At 31.2% G+C, this 18,596-nt stretch carries 20 protein-coding genes; 10 read left to right on the top strand and 10 right to left on the bottom strand.

The window, feature by feature from the left end; all coding sequences use genetic code 11:
- Positions 1-4 precede the first annotated feature (4 nt).
- From ACKVOD_RS00335 to ACKVOD_RS00325, 3 genes are all read left to right on the top strand, one after another.
- On the top strand, positions 5-349 hold the full coding sequence (locus tag ACKVOD_RS00335) for a hypothetical protein (RefSeq protein ID WP_409207487.1): 345 nt from the start codon (positions 5-7) through the stop codon (positions 347-349).
- A 12-nt stretch (positions 350-361) separates the two neighbouring features.
- A complete protein-coding gene (locus tag ACKVOD_RS00330; protein ID WP_409207486.1) occupies positions 362-907 on the top strand; it encodes a YceI family protein in 546 nt (181 codons plus the stop codon).
- Between the two features lie 187 nt (positions 908-1,094).
- Positions 1,095-2,027: a peptidylprolyl isomerase gene (locus tag ACKVOD_RS00325; protein WP_409207485.1), complete on the top strand. Its 933-nt coding sequence runs from the start codon at positions 1,095-1,097 to the stop codon at positions 2,025-2,027.
- Positions 2,028-2,081: 54 nt separating this feature from the next.
- Here the strand turns inward: ACKVOD_RS00325 and ACKVOD_RS00320 are convergent, their stop codons facing one another.
- The 3 genes from ACKVOD_RS00320 to ACKVOD_RS00310 form a co-directional block, all read right to left on the bottom strand.
- Positions 2,082-2,903 carry a sulfurtransferase gene (locus tag ACKVOD_RS00320; RefSeq protein WP_409207484.1) on the bottom strand — a complete coding sequence of 274 codons (822 nt, stop codon included), beginning with the start codon at positions 2,901-2,903 and terminating at the stop codon, positions 2,082-2,084.
- Positions 2,904-3,036: 133 nt separating this feature from the next.
- Positions 3,037-3,417: a PUR family DNA/RNA-binding protein gene (locus ACKVOD_RS00315; protein ID WP_409207483.1), complete on the bottom strand. Its 381-nt coding sequence runs from the start codon at positions 3,415-3,417 to the stop codon at positions 3,037-3,039.
- A gap of 70 nt (positions 3,418-3,487) precedes the next feature.
- On the bottom strand, positions 3,488-5,248 hold the full coding sequence (locus ACKVOD_RS00310; RefSeq protein WP_409207482.1) for an ABC transporter ATP-binding protein: 1,761 nt from the start codon (positions 5,246-5,248) through the stop codon (positions 3,488-3,490).
- A gap of 184 nt (positions 5,249-5,432) precedes the next feature.
- Between ACKVOD_RS00310 and nusB the strand changes: the two genes are divergently transcribed.
- Positions 5,433-6,344, top strand: coding sequence for a transcription antitermination factor NusB (gene nusB / locus ACKVOD_RS00305; RefSeq protein WP_409207519.1), 912 nt, complete (start codon positions 5,433-5,435; stop codon positions 6,342-6,344).
- Positions 6,345-6,375: 31 nt separating this feature from the next.
- Entirely contained in the window at positions 6,376-6,657 is a 282-nt protein-coding gene (gene yajC, locus ACKVOD_RS00300; RefSeq protein WP_409207481.1) for a preprotein translocase subunit YajC, read from the top strand.
- Positions 6,658-6,991: 334 nt separating this feature from the next.
- Here the strand turns inward: yajC and can are convergent, their stop codons facing one another.
- The 4 genes from can to ACKVOD_RS00280 all read right to left on the bottom strand — a co-directional run bounded on the left by can (position 6,992) and on the right by ACKVOD_RS00280 (position 10,958).
- On the bottom strand, positions 6,992-7,627 hold the full coding sequence (gene can, locus ACKVOD_RS00295) for a carbonate dehydratase (RefSeq protein ID WP_409207480.1): 636 nt from the start codon (positions 7,625-7,627) through the stop codon (positions 6,992-6,994).
- A gap of 54 nt (positions 7,628-7,681) precedes the next feature.
- Positions 7,682-9,337 carry a SulP family inorganic anion transporter gene (locus tag ACKVOD_RS00290; RefSeq protein WP_409207479.1) on the bottom strand — a complete coding sequence of 552 codons (1,656 nt, stop codon included), beginning with the start codon at positions 9,335-9,337 and terminating at the stop codon, positions 7,682-7,684.
- A gap of 92 nt (positions 9,338-9,429) precedes the next feature.
- Entirely contained in the window at positions 9,430-9,711 is a 282-nt protein-coding gene (locus ACKVOD_RS00285; RefSeq protein WP_409207478.1) for a hypothetical protein, read from the bottom strand.
- A 323-nt stretch (positions 9,712-10,034) separates the two neighbouring features.
- On the bottom strand, positions 10,035-10,958 hold the full coding sequence (locus ACKVOD_RS00280; RefSeq protein ID WP_409207477.1) for a LysR family transcriptional regulator: 924 nt from the start codon (positions 10,956-10,958) through the stop codon (positions 10,035-10,037).
- 86 nt (positions 10,959-11,044) lie between these two features.
- Here ACKVOD_RS00280 and ACKVOD_RS00275 point away from each other — a divergent pair, with 86 nt between their 5' ends.
- The 5 genes from ACKVOD_RS00275 to ACKVOD_RS00255 all read left to right on the top strand — a co-directional run bounded on the left by ACKVOD_RS00275 (position 11,045) and on the right by ACKVOD_RS00255 (position 15,498).
- On the top strand, positions 11,045-11,326 hold the full coding sequence (locus ACKVOD_RS00275; RefSeq protein ID WP_409207476.1) for a hypothetical protein: 282 nt from the start codon (positions 11,045-11,047) through the stop codon (positions 11,324-11,326).
- A 13-nt stretch (positions 11,327-11,339) separates the two neighbouring features.
- Complete coding sequence (locus ACKVOD_RS00270) at positions 11,340-12,176, top strand: DUF6671 family protein (RefSeq protein ID WP_409207475.1); 837 nt, start codon at positions 11,340-11,342, stop codon at positions 12,174-12,176.
- Positions 12,177-12,181: 5 nt separating this feature from the next.
- Complete coding sequence (locus ACKVOD_RS00265; protein WP_409207474.1) at positions 12,182-13,162, top strand: L-threonylcarbamoyladenylate synthase; 981 nt, start codon at positions 12,182-12,184, stop codon at positions 13,160-13,162.
- Between the two features lie 12 nt (positions 13,163-13,174).
- Positions 13,175-14,131 (top strand): sodium-dependent bicarbonate transport family permease, encoded by a 957-nt coding sequence (locus ACKVOD_RS00260; RefSeq protein ID WP_409207473.1) that lies wholly within the window; start codon positions 13,175-13,177, stop codon positions 14,129-14,131.
- Positions 14,132-14,499: 368 nt separating this feature from the next.
- Complete coding sequence (locus ACKVOD_RS00255) at positions 14,500-15,498, top strand: outer membrane beta-barrel protein (RefSeq protein WP_409207472.1); 999 nt, start codon at positions 14,500-14,502, stop codon at positions 15,496-15,498.
- A gap of 224 nt (positions 15,499-15,722) precedes the next feature.
- On the opposite strand, the gene ACKVOD_RS00250 is transcribed toward ACKVOD_RS00255, so the two are convergent.
- From ACKVOD_RS00250 to rimO, 3 genes are read right to left on the bottom strand one after another with little or no spacing between them, the layout of a single operon-like run.
- Positions 15,723-16,631 carry an N-acetylmuramoyl-L-alanine amidase gene (locus tag ACKVOD_RS00250; protein ID WP_409207518.1) on the bottom strand — a complete coding sequence of 303 codons (909 nt, stop codon included), beginning with the start codon at positions 16,629-16,631 and terminating at the stop codon, positions 15,723-15,725.
- A gap of 36 nt (positions 16,632-16,667) precedes the next feature.
- A complete protein-coding gene (locus ACKVOD_RS00245) occupies positions 16,668-17,129 on the bottom strand; it encodes a hypothetical protein (protein WP_409207471.1) in 462 nt (153 codons plus the stop codon).
- An 8-nt stretch (positions 17,130-17,137) separates the two neighbouring features.
- Positions 17,138-18,439: a 30S ribosomal protein S12 methylthiotransferase RimO gene (rimO, locus tag ACKVOD_RS00240; protein ID WP_409207470.1), complete on the bottom strand. Its 1,302-nt coding sequence runs from the start codon at positions 18,437-18,439 to the stop codon at positions 17,138-17,140.
- Between the last annotated feature and the right edge of the window lie 157 nt (positions 18,440-18,596).

Here is an 18,596-nt window from a genome sequence, read left to right as displayed (position 1 = left end):
AGTTATGAAAAAAATAATTTTGGTAGTTTTGTTAGCCCTTATAATTGTCTTGGGTTCTGTTTTTAATTCTTGTGAATCAAGCACCTATCAGGAAATTTCGCAAGTAGTAGCGAATCCAACCTATACAAAAGATGTGGAACCAATAATTCGATCTACTTGTACCGGTTGTCATGGCTCACAATTTCCTAGTTTAGAAAGCTATGCAGAGGTAAAAGATGCTATAGAAAATGGGGATTTAATTTGTAGAATTGAAGGTAAATCCTGCGAGGTTATGCCTAAATCAGGAAGAATGCCTCAAACAACAATAGATTTGATTAAACTTTGGGCTTTTCAAGGATATATTAATTAAAAAAGTAATATAATGAAAAAGATCATCACATTAGTAATCATGTTTTTTGTTGCACAACTGGGCTTTTCGCAAAAAATGATGACCCGTTCAGGAGAAATTAAGTTTGAAGCTTCGATGCCTGCCTTCGAAGAGGTAGCTGCAAAAAACACAACAGTTTCGGCTATATTAGATCAGTCAACAGGAGATTTTGCTGTATTGGCTTTAATCAAAGCATTCAAATTCAAAGCGCCGTTAATGGAAGAACATTTTAATGAAAATTATATGGAATCTTCTAAATTTCCTAAAGCTACCTTTAAAGGCAAAATAGCAAATTTTGTTGCATCAAAATTGTCGTCTAAAAAAACAGATTATGATTTAGAAGGTGAATTGACCATACATGGAGTGACAAAAAAAGTAAAAACCAAAATATCCCTTGTTTCTAATGCTGGAAAAATAATAGCAACGAGCAATCTGACTGTTAAGGCTAAAGATTATGGAATAGCTATACCAAGTTTGGTTAAAAGTAAAATTGCAGAAGATATTGGTATTGATATAAAACTAATTCTTGAAGGCAAGTAATTTATGCCCCAAACCGCTTTGTTTTCTGGATTTAAAGCATTGATTCTTTCAATCATTTTTGCATTGTCAACTTTGTTATAAATAGAATTCATACCATTTAATTTTGATTTAATTCAAAAATCCAATTTTAGGTTCTTCATTCTGTAAATTATATATTAAATTTGCATCTCAATAAAAAATAATAATAATGGAAAACGGAATATACGCTAAGTTTAATACCTCAAAAGGGGCTATTTTAGTAAAGTTAACACATGATTTAACTCCTGGAACTGTTGGCAATTTTGTCGCATTGGCAGAGGGAAACATGGAAAATAAAGTAAAACCTCAGGGAACTAAATTTTATGATGGATTAGATTTTCACAGAGTAATACCTGATTTTATGATTCAAGGGGGTTGTCCTCAAGGAACTGGAACAGGTGATCCTGGGTACAAATTTGATGATGAATTTCATCCTTCTTTGAAGCATGACCGACCAGGAATTTTATCAATGGCAAATTCAGGACCGGGTTCTAATGGTTCTCAGTTTTTCATCACTCATATTCCGACAGATTGGTTAGACAATAAACACACCGTTTTTGGTCATGTAATTGATGGTCAAGATATTGTAGATGCAGTAGAACAAGGCGATAAATTAGAAACGCTAGAAATAATTAGAGTAGGTGAGGAAGCCAAAAACTTTAATGCCATTGAATCTTTTATTGGTTTAAAAGGGGCTCGTCTTAAACGAGATGCAATTCTAAGAGCTGAATCTGAAGCAAAAATGGAAAAATTAGCTGCTGGTTTTGAAAAAACGGATAGTGGATTGCGTTTCCAATTCATACAAAAAGGAGAGGGTAAACAAGCGGAAGCAGGCAAAACAGTTTCGGTACATTACGAAGGTTCATTAGAAAACGGAAAAGTGTTTGATTCTTCGTATCCAAGAAAAAAACCAATCGAATTTAAATTAGGAATTGGACAAGTGATTGAAGGTTGGGACGAAGGGATTGCTTTATTAAAAGTAGGCGACAAGGCTCGTTTTGTTATTCCGTCTGATTTAGGGTATGGATCTCGTGGTGCTGGCGGAGCAATACCACCAAATGCTACCTTAATTTTTGATGTTGAACTAATGGATGTAAAATAGAGCCTAATTAGATTTAAGAAATTTCATAATCCCAAACCTCAAAGTTTGGGATTTTTATTGGTCTATAGGTAAATCCGTTGCATGTCCCCATTCAGTCCAGGAACCATCGTAGATAGCTTTTGAATTTTCTGAAATTAATTCGCATGCCAGTAGTACAATACAGGCAGTAATTCCTGAGCCACAAGTGAAATATAATGGTTGATTTTTCAGGTGTATTAGTTTGATTAATTCTTCTTTAGATTTGTATTTTCCATTGTTTATAAGAGTTTCGAAAGGGATGTTTATAGAACCTGGAATATGTCCGTTTCTAATTCCAACTCTTGTTTCTCGAATCGTTGCATGAAAACGTTCTGGTGATCTTGCATCAATCAATATGGCTTCTTTGGTATTTATGTTTTCAAAAATTTGCTCTTTATTCCTTATCATTTCAGGATTAAGTTTACCATCAAAATTGCCTATACTATAGCTAACTTCTTTACATGGTTCAATAGGAAACCCCTCTTTTATCCATTGTGGTAATCCGCCATCTAGAACAGCGATATTGTAATGCCCCATTGCTTTAAACATCCACCATACTCTTGGACTGGAGTAGATTCCTATTGTGTCATAAACAATAATTTTGCTAGTTTTATTTATCCCTAATTTTTGACATTCAAAATTGAATTGAACTACCGAAGGGAAAGTATTAGGTAATGGATTTGAGGTATCGCTAAATGTATTTTTTATATCAAATATTCGAGCACCACAAATTTGAATATCTTGAAATTGGTTTTCTAAATTCGATTGGTTTTTGTCTAATCTAGCTTCAAGAATAATGAGATCTGGGTCATTTATATGTTCGAAAAGCCATTTTGAAGAAACAATTGTAGTTGTCATAATAAAAATAGATTAAAATTTAAACATTGATTATTTAGATAAGAGGTAAATTCTTTATAATAAAAAAAGTCTGATAATCTTTCGATTTTCAGACTTTTAGGTTGGTTAGTTATTTTGGTTTATAGTATTTAAATTAAATATCATCAAATTCAATATCAGTAAAACTTGATGTCGAGGGAGTTTCAGTCTCGTCGTGATTTTCTTCAGGATATTCTTTTTTGAAATCTTTTTGATGTCTTTCTGATATTACTTCTTCACCTTTGTGATTGAGCACATAAGATGTCATTTCTTCTAAAATTTCCCCGAAAGCGGTAAAATCTTCTTTATATAAAAATATTTTATGTTTTTTAAAGTGAAATGAACCATCAGCCTCAGTGAATTTTTTGCTTTCGGTAATGGTAATATAGTAATCGTCTGCTTTGGTTGCTCTTACATCAAAAAAATAAGTCCTTCTTCCTGCTCGTAATACTTTAGAAAATATCTCTTCTTTTTCTAACATGTCATTTTCTCTCATGGTATCTATATCGATTTAGTTTTTATAACTGGTAATCAAAAATCTAAAAAATATATTTATTACGCAAGAATTATTGCAATTCTTTTTCAGAAAGTTGTTTCAAATATAAAGATGCATAATATCCATCTTTATTTATTAATTGATTATGAGTGCCTTGTTGAATTATTTCACCATCTTCTAAAATGATAATTTTGTCTGCGTTTTTTGCTGATGAAACGCGATGACTTACAATAATAGTTGTTTTGTCTTTGCAAATTTCAAATAAATTATTCAAAATTGCTTCTTCGGTTTCAGTATCAACTGCTGAAAGGCAATCGTCAAAAAGTAAAATAGGAGGGTTTTTTATAATTGCTCTTGCAATAGAAACTCTTTGTTTTTGTCCTCCAGAAAGTGTAATACCTCTTTCGCCGAGGATGGTTTCGTATTGCTTATTAAAGTTGATAATGTTATCATGTACCATTGCACTTTTTGCAGCTAATTCTACTTCATTTTGTGTAGCATTCTCTTTACCAAACTTAATATTATTTTGTATCGTATCCGAAAACAAAAAAGCATCTTGCGGTACAATACCAATATTGTTTCTTAAATCATATAAGTTTTGAGTACTAATTGCTACACCATCAATAGTGATTTTGCCAGAAGTAACATCATACATCCGAGATATTAAGGAAATTATAGTTGATTTTCCAGAGCCTGTTTTTCCTAAAATGGCTAAAGTCTCTCCTTTTTTAACATCAAAACTAACATTTTTCAAAGCTTGAATTTTGGTGTCTTCATAAGTGAAATTAACATTTTCAAAAGAAATACTGCCTTCTATAATTGATTTTTCAAAATTATTATTTTGTATTTCAGGTTCAATTTTAAGAAATTCATTGATACGTTTTTGAGAAGCTTCGGCCTCTTGAACCATCGAAGAAATCCATCCCAGTGAAGCTACAGGCCAAGTTAGCATATTCACATATAAAATAAATTCAGCAATGATTCCAATACTTTTTATAGTTCCATTAATATACATTTGACCCCCAAAGTAGATAACCACTAAATTGCTAATCCCAATTAAAGCAATCATTAAAGGTCCGAATAGTGCTTGTAATTTAGCCAAATTCATGCTCTTTTCTTTACTCTCGTGTGCTAAATTAATTAAGTTTTTTTGGTGTTGGTCTTCTAAGGAATAGGCTTTAATAACTCTAATCCCTGAAAAAATTTCTTGGGTAAAACTAGAAATTTTGGATAAATATTGTTGGAATATTGTACTTCTTTTGTTAATCTTAGTGCTTAATTTAAATATAACGTAAGATAAAATAGGTAATGGTAGTAATGTGTATAGGGTTAATTCAGGAGAAACGTTAAACATGTATAGTATAACAATAGCAAATCGTATAATGGTGTTTATGGTGTACATTACTGCTGGGCCAACATACATTCTTACTTTAGAAACATCTTCACTGATTCGGCTCATTAAATCTCCAGTTCGATTTTGTTTATAAAAATTCTGTGAAAGGTTTTCGTATTGTTTAAAAACTTCATTTTTTAAATCAAATTCAATATTGCGAGACATTACAATTAATGTTTGACGCATTAAAAACGAAAGAAATCCTGCAATAATTGTGGTAACGATAATCAATACAATATTCGAAATTAATTCCTGTTTAATATAGCTTATTGGCATCGATTTGTTTGCTATATAATCTTCTATTATTTTGAAAGATTTACTTATAATTTTCGGAGTAAAGAGCGAAAAAATCTGTGCGATAATAGTAATTACAATTCCAAGTAAGAAACTGTATTTGTATTTAATGAAGTATTTATTTAGATATCCTAATTCTTTCATTTTAAAAATTTGCGCTTAAAATAGTTGTGCGAATATGGTTCCAAAGATAAGCTTATTACAAAAAAAATAAATAGCATTTTTGGAGTTTTATTATAATTTAAAAAATGAAATCCCTATTTTTGCAAACTCAAATATTAAAAGTTCTTACAAAGTGATAAACAGAAGACATATTCGTGTTAAGGTAATGCAATCTATTTATGCAATGCATCAAAAAGGTTCGGTTGATTTGGAAAAAGAAGAAAAATTCCTTTTTTACAGTATTGATTCTATTCTAGATTTATACCTAATAATGCTTTCCTCTTTGATAGAAATATGTAAAAAAGAAACTATTTTTTTACAAAAATCAAGTCAAAAACATCTTGCTACAGCACAGGAACTTAGGCCTAACGAGAAGTTTATAAAGAATTCTATTTTTAGAATCCTTTCTGATAATAATTCGCTAAGTATTGCTTTAGAAAATCGTAAAATCAATAATTGGACATTAAACGATGATTATATTTTATTACTGCTGTCAGATATAAAAAAGAGTAAGTTGTATGAAAAATATATGAGTACTACTACCAATTCATTTGAAGAAGATAAGGAGTTTTTGATTGAATTATTTTCAGAAGTAATTGTAACTAACGAAAAATTGTATGATTATCTTGAAGATTACAAACTTACTTGGGTTGACGACATACCAATTGTAAATACTCACATAATCAAACAATTAAGAGCAATTAAATCAATTGATGACAGAGGTTTTAAAGTGCCTAAATTATTCAAAGATAACGAAGATAAAGATTTCGTTCAAGACTTGTTTAGAAAAACAATCTTAAACGAAAAAGAATTTTCAAAAGAGTATGCTAATAAAACAACCAATTGGGATATTGACCGAATAGCGGAAATTGACACTATTGTTCTTAAAATGGCAGTTTGTGAATTTTTAAAATTCCCCTCAATTCCTGTTAAAGTTACCTTAAATGAATATTTAGAATTAGCCAAAGAATACTCAACGCCAAAAAGCAGTATTTTTATCAATGGAATATTAGATAATATAGTTAAAGAATTTCAAGCCGATAATAGAATTATTAAGGCGGGTAGAGGACTAATGTAAAACAATTATAACTTAATAAACAACTCAAGTAATGGAACAATTAAATCAATTTGCACCTTTTTTATTAATGTTTGTGGTAATCTATTTCTTTATGATCAGACCGCAACAAAAGAAAGCTAAACAAGAAAAAGAATTTGAAAGCACCCTGAAAGTAGGTGACAAAATCATCACAAAAAGTGGGCTTCACGGAAAAGTTGCCGAGCTTGCCGAAACTACTGTTGTTGTTGAAACTATGGCAGGTAAGTTAAAAATGGAACGTTCAGCAATTTCTATGGAAATGAGTGCAGTTCTAAATAAAAAAGAACAAGTATAAATATTATTATTCAGAAGTATTTATTAGTTAAAAAGTCCCAATTCAAAATTTAAGAATTGGGACTTTTTGATTAAAATACGTTAATAAAATTTCAGCTACCTTATTTTGATTAATTAGGAATTTAAAATTTTTCAGAAATTTTTAACACTTCATTTAACATTATAAAATTATATTAATTTATTTCACTACTAGGGCATCAATTTCTTGTAGTAGGGGTTACATTTTCTTTAAGTAAATAATTATCTATTGCTGTAAAAATGATTCTTTAACTTTTGGCGACTTTCTGTTTGAATTATTTTAAAAATAAAAAAATCGCCTTACGGCGATTTTTATTTTAGAATCTCAATCGATAAACTTCGTCTAAATCCTTTTCTGAACTTATATTCACATTTAAATCGGTCACAAAACCTGAATTTAAGCCATAAACCCAGCCATGTAGTGTTAAATCTTGTCCTCTTTTCCAAGCAGCTTGAACAATGGATGTTTTAGCTAAATCAAAAACTTGTTCTTTGACGTTAATTTCAACAAAAGCATTGAAGCGTTGTGTCTCATCAGTAATTGAATTTAAGTACTCATCGTGTAATCGATAAACATTTTTTATGTGTCTAATCCAGTTGTCAATGATACCAACGGAATCGTTTCCCATTGCAGCCTTTATTCCGCCACAGCCATAATGACCACAAACAAGCACATGTTTTACTTTCAAAACATTTACAGCATAGTCTAATACGCTCAACATATTCATATCGGTATGGACTACCATGTTGGCAATATTTCTATGAACGAAAACTTCACCTGGCTTGGCTCCAATAATTTCATTAGCTGGAACTCTACTGTCTGAACATCCAATCCATAATAATGGGGGTGTTTGTCCTTTAGCTAAATCTGCAAAATAATTTGGATCATTAGCCAAAGAGGCTTCTACCCATTTTTTGTTATTATCTAATATTTTTTTATAAAAATCGCTCATTTTTTGTTTTGTTAAATTTTAAGAATTTGTTAAACTAATTTCTTCAATATTTAATCATTTTAGAAAATCCTCAGAAAGGGTTTCTCTTTGTATGGTTTTTCTTTTTGCAACATCATAATAATGTTCAAAAGTAACTTTGTTTGGGGTTTCCTTACTATTTTCTAATTGATAGGCTTCTTTAAATCCTCTAAGCTTCACTTTTATATTATCATCTTTGGCTCGGGTAGTTTTAAATTCATGAATTAAATCCAAAATATCATGGGCTATATAGACAGTGTCTTTTGCATCTATAATTACTTTTGAGTTTTCCGGAATATCGTTTAGTGTTGATTTAATTGCCGCTTTATTTAAAAAAGATACTTCTTGAGCTAAATCTATGTGTATGACATCTCCATCATGATACTCTTCTTTTCTAAATTTATAGGCTCTTTGCATGTTTCCTTTTAAGACAAAAATAACGCTAATAATCATTCCTAATGCAACCCCTTTTAGCAAATCTGAGAAAACAACGGCAGATAGTGTGGCAATAAACGGAATAAATTGGTATTTGCCTTTTTCCCAAAAGTGTTTTAGTGTTGCGGGTTTGGCTAATTTGTACCCCACTAATAACAAGATTGCTGCCAATGTTGCCAAGGGGATTTTATTTAATATTGCAGGAATAATCAATACGCTTAACAACAATAATATTCCATGGATTATAGCAGACATTTTAGATTTTGCCCCTGCGTTATTATTTGCCGAAGTACGAACCACCACCGACGTCATTGGCAAACCGCCAAAAAGAGAACTGATAATGTTTCCTATTCCTTGCGCTTTCAATTCTACATTGGTGTCTGTGTAGCGTTTGTGTATATCCATTCTGTCTGCCGCTTCAATGCACAACAACGTTTCAATTGAGGCTACTATGGCAATGGTCAGCCCTATAACCCAAACCTGTGGATTCATAATACCCGAAAATTTGGGCGTTACAATGATTTGTTTGAACTCTTCTAGAGTGGATGGAATTGGTAAAGAAACCAAATGCTCTTTTGAAATGGCTAAAGAACTTTCTGCTGTGGTGAAGATTTCGTTCAAGAGTACTCCCAAAATCACCACTATAAGCGCTCCTGGAATCAGTTTCAATTTCTTTAGAAAAGGAACCCTGTCCCAAGCAATTAAAATAATCAAGGATAATGCGGTAATAATTATTGCTCCCAATTGAACATAATTAACAATGCCTAATAAAGAAGTTATTGTGTTTCCCCCGTCAGGTTGGAAAAAGGCTTGATCTCCTTCAAAATCGCTGTCGTAACCAAAAGCGTGTGGCATCTGTTTTAGAATAATAATGATTCCAATACCGGCCAACATTCCCTCAATTACATTGGTTGGGAAATAGTTCGAAATACTTCCGGCTTTAATAAATCCCAAAGCCAACTGAATTAGTCCGGCAATAAATACCGCTGTCAAAAAGAGGTCAAAAGCTCCCAAATCGGTAATGGCAGTTAATACAATCGCTGTCAAACCTGCCGCCGGGCCTGAGACACTTAGGTGTGATTTACTTAAATAACCCACCACTATTCCGCCAATAACGCCGGAAATAATACCTGAAAATAAAGGGGCTCCTGAGGCCATTGCAATGCCTAAACAGAGTGGCAAAGCTACCAAAAAAACCACTAAACCTGACGCAAAATCAGATTTAAGGCTGGCGAAAATATTGAGTTTTTTTGTCATAATACCGTACTAAAAATTGAATACAAAGATTTTTTGTCACATTTTGAAAAAACGTAAAAATTTGATTTTTAAAAATTAAAATCGACGATGTATTAAACTTGTTCGGGTGGGGGAATAAATATTTTGGAGGAAATTATATCGTGTTTGGATAAATTCTCGGAGAGTATTAAACTATGATTCAATGGATATATATTGTCTGGAGTAGTGGCTACTTCAATATTAAATATGGCTTTAATATCTTTATTTGTTTTTTCTTCTTCTGAAAAACTATAAAATAATGACAGATCTGCATTTTTCTCAATTACACTAACAATAGTTGGAGTAACAAGAAAGGCTATAAAAAATAATAATACTAATTGAGCAGTTAATTTCATTAAAACAAAATTAGGATTTATGAAATGAAATCAAAGCGATTGGATTAAATTTAAAATAATATTAACATCTACTTTTTTAGGAAAATAGTTAGAAAAACGACATTTGTTAAATCGTAAGAATCGTAAAAAAAGAAGATTCTGATTTTATCGTATAATTATAGCTATCGATTGAGCGTGAAACTTGTTTCTTTGCATTGATAATTTTATTTTTTGTATTATCACAAATTATTTTAATGATTCATGAGCTACTTAATATTTATTTCAGTTTTATTATGAAATTTAAGGCATGCATTTTTATTGATTATTTATTGTTTTTTAGAATATTATAAAGTGTAAATCCACGAAAAATGGTTTTGGACAATTACTTCTTTTTCTTTTTTTATGTAATCTAAATAAGCTTGCGCAACGGGACTTAGGGATTTGTTCTTAAGCCATACTAATCTCCAATCTGAAGTAATAGGAAAACCAAAAACTGGAATTATTTGCAGTTCCTTGTTTTTTAATTCATTATTTGACCCAATCAAGGGCATGATTGAGTATCCCAAACCTGCTATGACAGCTTGCTTTACTGCTTCATTAGAAGTAAGTTGCATTTTCATTGGTGCTTTAATTTCATTTCTTTCGAAAAATTGCTCCATTATTAATCGTGTCGCAGAACCTTCTTCTCTATAAATTAAAGGGATGGTATTAAAGATAGATTTCCCATAAGGTTTATTAGGGATAATTACTTCTTTGTTGCCTATTAAATATAATTTGTTGTCTAATAAAATTTCTGAATTCAGCGTTATTTTTTTTGGTAGTACTGAAACTAAAGCAAAATCAACTTCATTCTTTTCTAGACTTTTAATCACTTTCAATTTATTGGTCACGTCCATATTTAAATCTATTCCTGGGTTTATTTTCAAAAAGTCGGATAAAAAATAGGGTATTACATATTTTCCTGTTGAAACGACAGAAAGGTTTAATTTTCCGGATAGAATCCCTTTAAATGACATTGTTAAATAGTTGATTTTTTGAACTTCGTTTAGAATATTCTTAGCAATTTCAACAATTTCCAAGCCAAAATCAGTGACATAAAGTTGTTTTCCTATAACTTCTGTTAGCGGTATATCAAATTGATTTTGAAGATTTTTTATTTGAATTGAAACCGCAGGTTGGGTTAAATTTAGCTCCTCAGATGCTTTTGTAATGCTTTTTACTTCTGCAACTTTTAAAAATATTTGTAATTGATGTAACGTATAGTTCATAAATATTTTTTATGATTAGTATAACAAATATAAATAATAATTTATAAATAACTCATTCTATATTTGCAAAAATAAATTTAGAAACTATGATAGATACTACTAAACACAAATTTCAATTAATAGAAGGGGAATTTTTGCCTGAAGAAGCCCTGAAATTACTGATGTCTTTATTGAATAATAAAATAAATTATCATCAATTAGAGTCTTTTAGTAATCAAATTCGAAATGGGAATGACTTTTCCCATTCAAAAAAAAGAGTTGACTATCTAAAACAATCTATCGAAGATGTTAAACTGATTTTAAAAGATGCTGATAAAAACGTCAAGAAAATAAAAATAGATAGTATTATCCAAATCACTTTAGTTTAAATATCATAATTTGATGTTTGAAGGTAGAAAAATAGTAATTGCTACTATGCATGGAAAAGAAAGTGTAATAGCACCAGTTTTACAAGATGGTATTGGTGTTCATTGTTTTGTTCCAGAAAATTTTGACACTGATTATTTTGGGACTTTTTCAGGTGAAATAGAACGTACTTCATCTTCAATAGAAACGGTTAGAGCCAAATGTCTTACGGCAATGAATTGTACTAATTGTGATATAGGAATTGCTAGCGAAGGTTCTTTCGGATCACATCCGAGTATCTTTTTTGCCAATGCAGATGAAGAGATTTTACTATTTATTGATAAAAAAAATGATTTAGAGATTACAGCCAGAGAGATTAGTTTAGAAACAAATTTTAATGGGTCAATAATTTACACTTTTGATAAGCTTGTAGATTTTGCTAATAAAATTAATTTTCCATCACACGCCTTAATTTTAAAAGATACTGAAAATAATTTTTCTGAAATTAGAAAAGGAATTCAGAGTTGGGATGCCCTTAAACAATATTATATTGAATTAACTTTAAAAGCAACTTCAATTTATGTTGAAACAGATATGCGGGCAATGTACAATCCTACCCGAATGAAAGTTATTAAAGATACAGCTTTTAAATTATTAGATAAACTCAATTCACTTTGTCCAAAATGTTCTACACCAGGATTTAGTGCAACATCAGTAGTATTAGGTTTGAACTGTAGCTTATGTGGAAGTGAAACAAAGTCGATAAAATCAAATCTATATTCTTGTATGAAATGTGATTATGTTTCTGAAATTATGTTTCCCAAAGGTAAAAAAACAGAGGATCCAATGTATTGTGATTATTGTAATCCATAAAATTTATGACTAACGAAATTAATATAGCTGCTGACTTACTAAGAAAAGGAAGTGTAGTAGCTATTCCAACAGAAACGGTATATGGGTTGGCTGCCAATGCATTTAATGAAAATGCTGTTATGCAAGTATTTGAAATCAAGCAACGTCCTTTATTTAATCCGCTGATAGTGCATATAAAATCGATAGATTATTTAGATACAATTGCGTTTAATATTCCACCAATCGCCTATGAATTAGCCAATCGATTTTGGCCTGGAGCATTAACTTTGGTTTTGGAAAAAAAATCAAATATTTCGGATAAAGTAACTAGCGGAAAACCTACCGTTGGTGTGAGAGTTCCTTCGCATCCAATAGCTTTAGCTTTGTTAGAATCATTAGATTTTCCTCTTGCGGCTCCTAGTGCTAATCCTTTTGGGTATATCAGTCCGACAACTTCTGATCATGTCAAAAAACAACTAGGGGATAAAATTCCTTATATTTTAGAAGGAGGATCTTGTGATAAAGGAATTGAATCAACAATTATTGGCTTTGTAAATGACAAACCGGTTTTGTATAGAGTTGGTGCAATTTCTAAAGAGGAAATTGAAAAATGCATTGGAAATTTAGAAATTAAAAACACTGCATCTGCCTCACCAGATGCTCCTGGGATGATTAATAAACATTATTCTCCTAAGACAAAATTTATAGTTTCAAATAATATATCCAATACTATAAAAGATAACATTAATTTAAATGTTGGATTTCTCTTGTTTAAAAATAATGACGAATATCTTTCTACTAATAAATACATTGAATTATCAGCAGTTGAAAATCTAGAAGAAGCCGCAAAAAATTTATATGCAGCTATGCATAAACTAGATGCTATGCATTTTGATATAATTTTTGCTGAAAAATTTCCCGAAAAGCAACTCGGCATAACCATAAATGATCGATTATACAGAGCTCAAGAAGAACATTTTGAATATAAGAAAATTAATAGTAACTAATAAAGAAGAATTATGAATACATCATTATTAATGGATAATTTGACGAGCCCAGCATTACTGTTTTTTCTTTTAGGAATTATAGCTGTAAAAGTAAAAAGTGATTTAAAAATTCCAGAAAACTCCTCAAAATTTATCTCCCTTTATCTCTTGTTTTCTATTGGATTTAAAGGAGGTCAAGAGTTAGCGCACAGTTCTTTTAATATGGAGGTTTTTTGGTCAGTATTTTTTGGGGTAGCGACTGCAATTGTTATTCCTTTTTATACTTTTTTTATAATAAAAAAGAAACTGGGCATCGATAATGCAGGCGCTATTGCGGCAGCTTACGGTTCTGTTAGTGCAGTTACTTTTGTTACAGCTATTTCTTTTTTAGAGCTTCAAAAAGTTGAATTTAATGGGCACATGGTTGCAATAATGGCATTAATGGAAGCTCCAGCGATAATCGTTGGTGTGGTTATGATATCTTTTTTCAAAAAGAATAATGATATAAAAATTTCTGAAATCATCAAGCACTCTTTTACAAATGGGAGTGTTCTGCTTATAATAGGGAGTTTAATCATTGGTATGCTTGCAAGTGACAGCCAAGCAGAAGGGATTAAACCTTTTACAACTGATTTGTTTAAAGGTTTTCTTGTGATTTTCTTACTTGATATGGGTATGACAAGTGGCAAAAAATTATCAGATTTTATAAAAAACGGATGGTTTACATCAGTATTCGCCATTGCAGTTCCCTTAGTAAATGGTTGTTTAGTAGCAATCTTAAGTGGATTTGTTACTCAGGAGATTGGGGATCGATTTATTTTCGCAATTCTTGCAGCGAGTGCTTCTTATATTGCAGTACCAGCTGCGATGAAAATTGCAGTACCAAAAGCTAATCCGGGATTATATTTACCAATGGCCCTAGCGGTTACTTTCCCTTTTAATATCACCATTGGTTTTCCTTTATATTATGCTGTGGTTTTAATGACTTAAATTAAGTTTTTTAATTATTGAAATTAGTTTATTCTAGCAAAAAGGGATTCATTTTTAAATTAAAATGAATCCCTTTTTGCTTTTTTTGAAATTTTAATGAATTCTTGAAAATCAATTTAAGAATATTTCAATCTAAAATTACGGATTGCATTTTTTTTTATTACTGTTTTTTGAAAATTGATAATTCTATCGTAAAATACAATTCTTAACTGGTTAGGTTAAATAAAAGTTAATAAATTTGTTAAAAACTATTATTAAAGACAAAGATTTCATACTAACTAAAAGTTAATTTTGATTTCGATACTTCTAAATAATAGTAATATAATTTAGAAATCAATAACCCAATTAATAATTAAATTAAATTAAACATGAAAAAAGTAATTACTATTTTAGCCTTAGCGCTTACAACAACGGTGACGTTTGCACAAGACACACCACTAGAAATTTCTGGTTCTGCTGATTTGTACTACAAGTATGATTTTTCTAAATTGGCTCAAATTCCTACTAGTTTCGCAACAGATCAAAACTCCGTTTCTTTAGGTATGATTGATATTGCGTTGAAGAAAAAAACAGGTAAAACCTCTTTTGTAGGTGAAGTTTCTTTTGGTCCTAGAGGAGCAGGGCAATCTATTCCAGAAGTAGGAGGTCAATCTTTCCACATCCAAAACTTGTATGCTGCTTATGCTGCATCTGACAAGTTAACTTTAACGGCTGGATATATGGCTACATTTGTAGGATATGAAGTGATTTCTCCATTAGGGAATTTACACTACTCTACTTCGTATTTATTTACCAACGGACCATTCCAAAATGCTGGTATTAAAGCTAATTATGCTATCTCTAGCAAAGTAGGTTTGATGGTAGGTTTGTTTAATAATGACTGGAATCTTTATCAAGCAGATGCTGATTTAGGATTAAATAACATTGGAGCTCAGTTGTCATTAACTCCGTTTGAGGGTTTTACTGCTTATATTAATTACTTAGATGGTTCATCTAAAGGAACTATTATTGATTTAACAGCTGCTTACCAAATTTCAGAAAAATTCAAATTAGGGTTAAATGCTGCTGATTTTGCTGGAGTTGGTGAAGATACAGGATATACTGGTTTTGCTTTGTATCCATCTTATGCTGTATCTAGTAATTTTGGTTTAGGTTTGCGTGCTGAGTCATTTAAATCTAAAAAGAATTCTTTTGATACTTCAGTAACAGCTCTTACTTTATCAGCTAACCTAAAATCAGGTGGATTAACTTTTATTCCTGAGTTTAGAATGGATAATAATTCTGATGAAATATTATTTGAAGATTCAGACGGAGCTCCGGCAAAATCTGCTTCGCAAATTTCATTAGCTGTAGTTTACGGTTTCTAAGAATCCAAAACACTTTTATACAAAAAGTCCCGCAATTTGCGGGATTTTTTTTTGGAACTAATTGTCCTGACAAAAAGAATTCTATCTAGTAAATTTATGTTGTTTTGTCATTCTGAGCGCAGTGAAGAATCACATCTGTTGCTATCGTTATGTGATTCTTACTGCGCTCAGAATGACAAATAGCCACTTATTGTTGTCGGTAAATTCAAAATTAAAATGATACATTATTGTCTTTTAGACAAGTTATAAATCGTATTTATAGTTTTTGGGTCTAAATAAGCATCAACTTCAGTTTGTATAAAGTGTAATTTAAAAGCTTTAATGGCTGCCGTCAGGTTTGTGGTGTTATAGCCAATAATACGCAATCCTTGTTCTATACTGAAAGTTGGAGGTGCATTTTCTAAAACTTCGTCTGGCCATATCCCAAATCCCATTGAAGCTAATGTTTTCCATGGAAAAAAGGCGCTAGGATCTTGTTTTCGTGTCGGTGCAATATCTGAATGTCCTATTATATTTTCTACCGGAATATTGTAGTCTTTCTTTAATTTAGTTAATAATGCCAATAAAGTATTAATTTGTAATTCTGAAAAGGCTTCATTACCATTATTATCTATTTCAATCCCAATAGAACATGAATTGATATCAGTGTTTTTTCCCCAGGATGAAATTCCTGCATGCCAAGCACGGAGATAATCGTTTAGCATGTGAACTATTTTACCATCTTTAGAAATAACATAATGAGCACTTACCTTGCTTTCGTTTTTAGTAAATGTTTTTATAGTTTGTTGTAACGAATCTTGAGCGGTGTGGTGAATGATGATAAAATTGGGTTTTCTAAGATTGAAATTTACAGTGCCAATCCATTCCGTACTGATTCCTTCTTGCAAAGGAATACCGCCAGTTTTTGATATTGAATCTTTATAAATCAATAATTGTTTTAAATATAAAGAATCGCGATTTGTTTCTGGTATTTCTACTTTTTGTAATGAAGTTGCTTCTTTGACAGATATGGTTTCCTTAATTGTACTTAATTTTTCGTCATATACTTTCTCACTTTTTTTATACGGATTTGTTGAGCAAGAAATTAGAATTAAATTCAGTATTAAAATGTAATTAATTTTTTTAGATAACATCATAACCAAAGATTTTTAAAATATTAAATTAAAAAATTATTTCTTTTTTCTTTTAGAATTTGATTTTTTAGGATTTTTAATCTCTTCTTTAAAAAGAATGTATTTTTCTTTTTGATCTTTGTTTAAAAATTCACCTATTTTTCTATCGGTAGTTTCGCTTAAGGCTTCAAAATTTTTTATTTGGTCTTCTTGGCTAAATTTCTGTTTCAATAATTTTCCTTGTTCAATTATACTTTCTTTAAGCACAATTGAAATCGCAATAACTTGAAGTTCGTCTAAATTCACTTCTGTTTTCATTCTCTCCATTATTATGCCAACAGTTTTTTCAACAGGAACTTCTTCAGGTTTATCATCTGGAGTGGGCTGACTCATTTGGTTCATGCCATTATTTTGTCTGTTCATTCCGTTTCCGAATCCGTTATTGCCAAACTGAGCATGAAGAGAATTGATTGAAAATAAAACAAAAGAAAAAGCGACTATTAAGTTTGATGTTTTCATATTATTTATTAAACTGGTTCTGCAAATAAATCAAATTCAGTAGCGTCAGTAACTTTTATCATTACAAATTCGCCTGTTTTTACATAGTGTTTCGATGCGTCAATCAAAACTTCATTATCTACATCGGGACTGTCAAATTCTGTTCTGCCTACAAAATGGGCTCCTTCTTTTCTGTCAATGATGCAACGGAAAGTTTTGCCAATTTTCTCTTGGTTCAAATCCCATGAAATCTGTGATTGAATTTCCATGATTTCGTTGGCTCTTGCTTGTTTTACATCTTCAGGAACATCATCGATTAAGTCAAATGCTGTTGTGTTTTCTTCGTGGGAGTAGGTAAAGCAACCCAACCGTTCAAATTTCATTTCTTGAACCCAATCTCTCATAATCTCAAAATCTTCCTGCGTTTCGCCAGGATAACCCACGATTAAAGTAGTTCTTATAGTCATACCTGGAACTGCTTCACGAAATTCTTTCAGCAATTTTGTTGTTTTTGCTTTTGTAGTACCCCGTTTCATCGATTTCAAAATAGAATCTGAAATGTGTTGCAACGGAATATCAATATAATTACAAATCTTAGGTTCCCGTTTCATGATTTCTAAAACATCCATAGGAAAACCAGTAGGGAAGGCGTAGTGCAAACGAATCCATTCGATTCCTTCCACTTTTACCAAAGCTTCGAGTAATTCGCCTAGATTTCTCTTTTTGTAAATATCTAAGCCATAATAAGTCAAATCTTGTGCAATCAAAATCAATTCTTTTACACCATTTTTAGCCAAACCTTCAGCTTCTTTTACCAATTTTTCGATGGTTTGTGAAACATGTTTTCCACGCATCAATGGAATGGCGCAAAAACTACAAGGTCTGTCACAACCTTCGGCAATTTTTAAATAAGCATAATTTTTTGGAGTGGTAGTTATGCGTTCGCCTAATAATTCGTGCTTATAATCGGCTCCCAATGCTTTTAATAAAGCTGGTAATTCTGTGGTGCCAAAATATTGATCCACATTTGGAATTTCTTTTTCTAAATCAGGACGGTATCTTTCAGATAAACAGCCCGTAACAAAAACCTTATCTACTAATCCTTTCTCTTTTTTATCAGCATATTCTAGAATCATATTTACCGATTCGGCCTTAGCGTTATCAATAAAACCACAGGTGTTAATTACTACAATATTTCCTTCTTGCTCATGTACAACATCTTTTCCGCTGGCACGAAGTTGACCCATTAACACTTCGCTATCGTATACATTTTTCGAACATCCAAGGGTGATGACGTTGATTTTATTCTTTTTTAAAGATTTGGTTCTCATAGATTTATAATCCCTATAAATTGGGAATTTTGCAAAATTACGATTTTTATTTTTAGAAGCATAAACCTTTGTATTTTTTTAGAGTGTTGAGTCCCGCTTTTCGTTTTAATCTCCCGAAGAAAAATCGGGAGGATTTCCACTGCACTCGGGTCTATTT

The organism is Flavobacterium sp. (genome assembly GCF_046155325.1).
Classification (GTDB): Bacteria; Bacteroidota; Bacteroidia; order Flavobacteriales; family Flavobacteriaceae; genus Flavobacterium.
The sequence above is the reverse complement of the archived record's forward strand: the minus strand, read 5'-3'. Positions and strand labels throughout refer to the sequence as shown.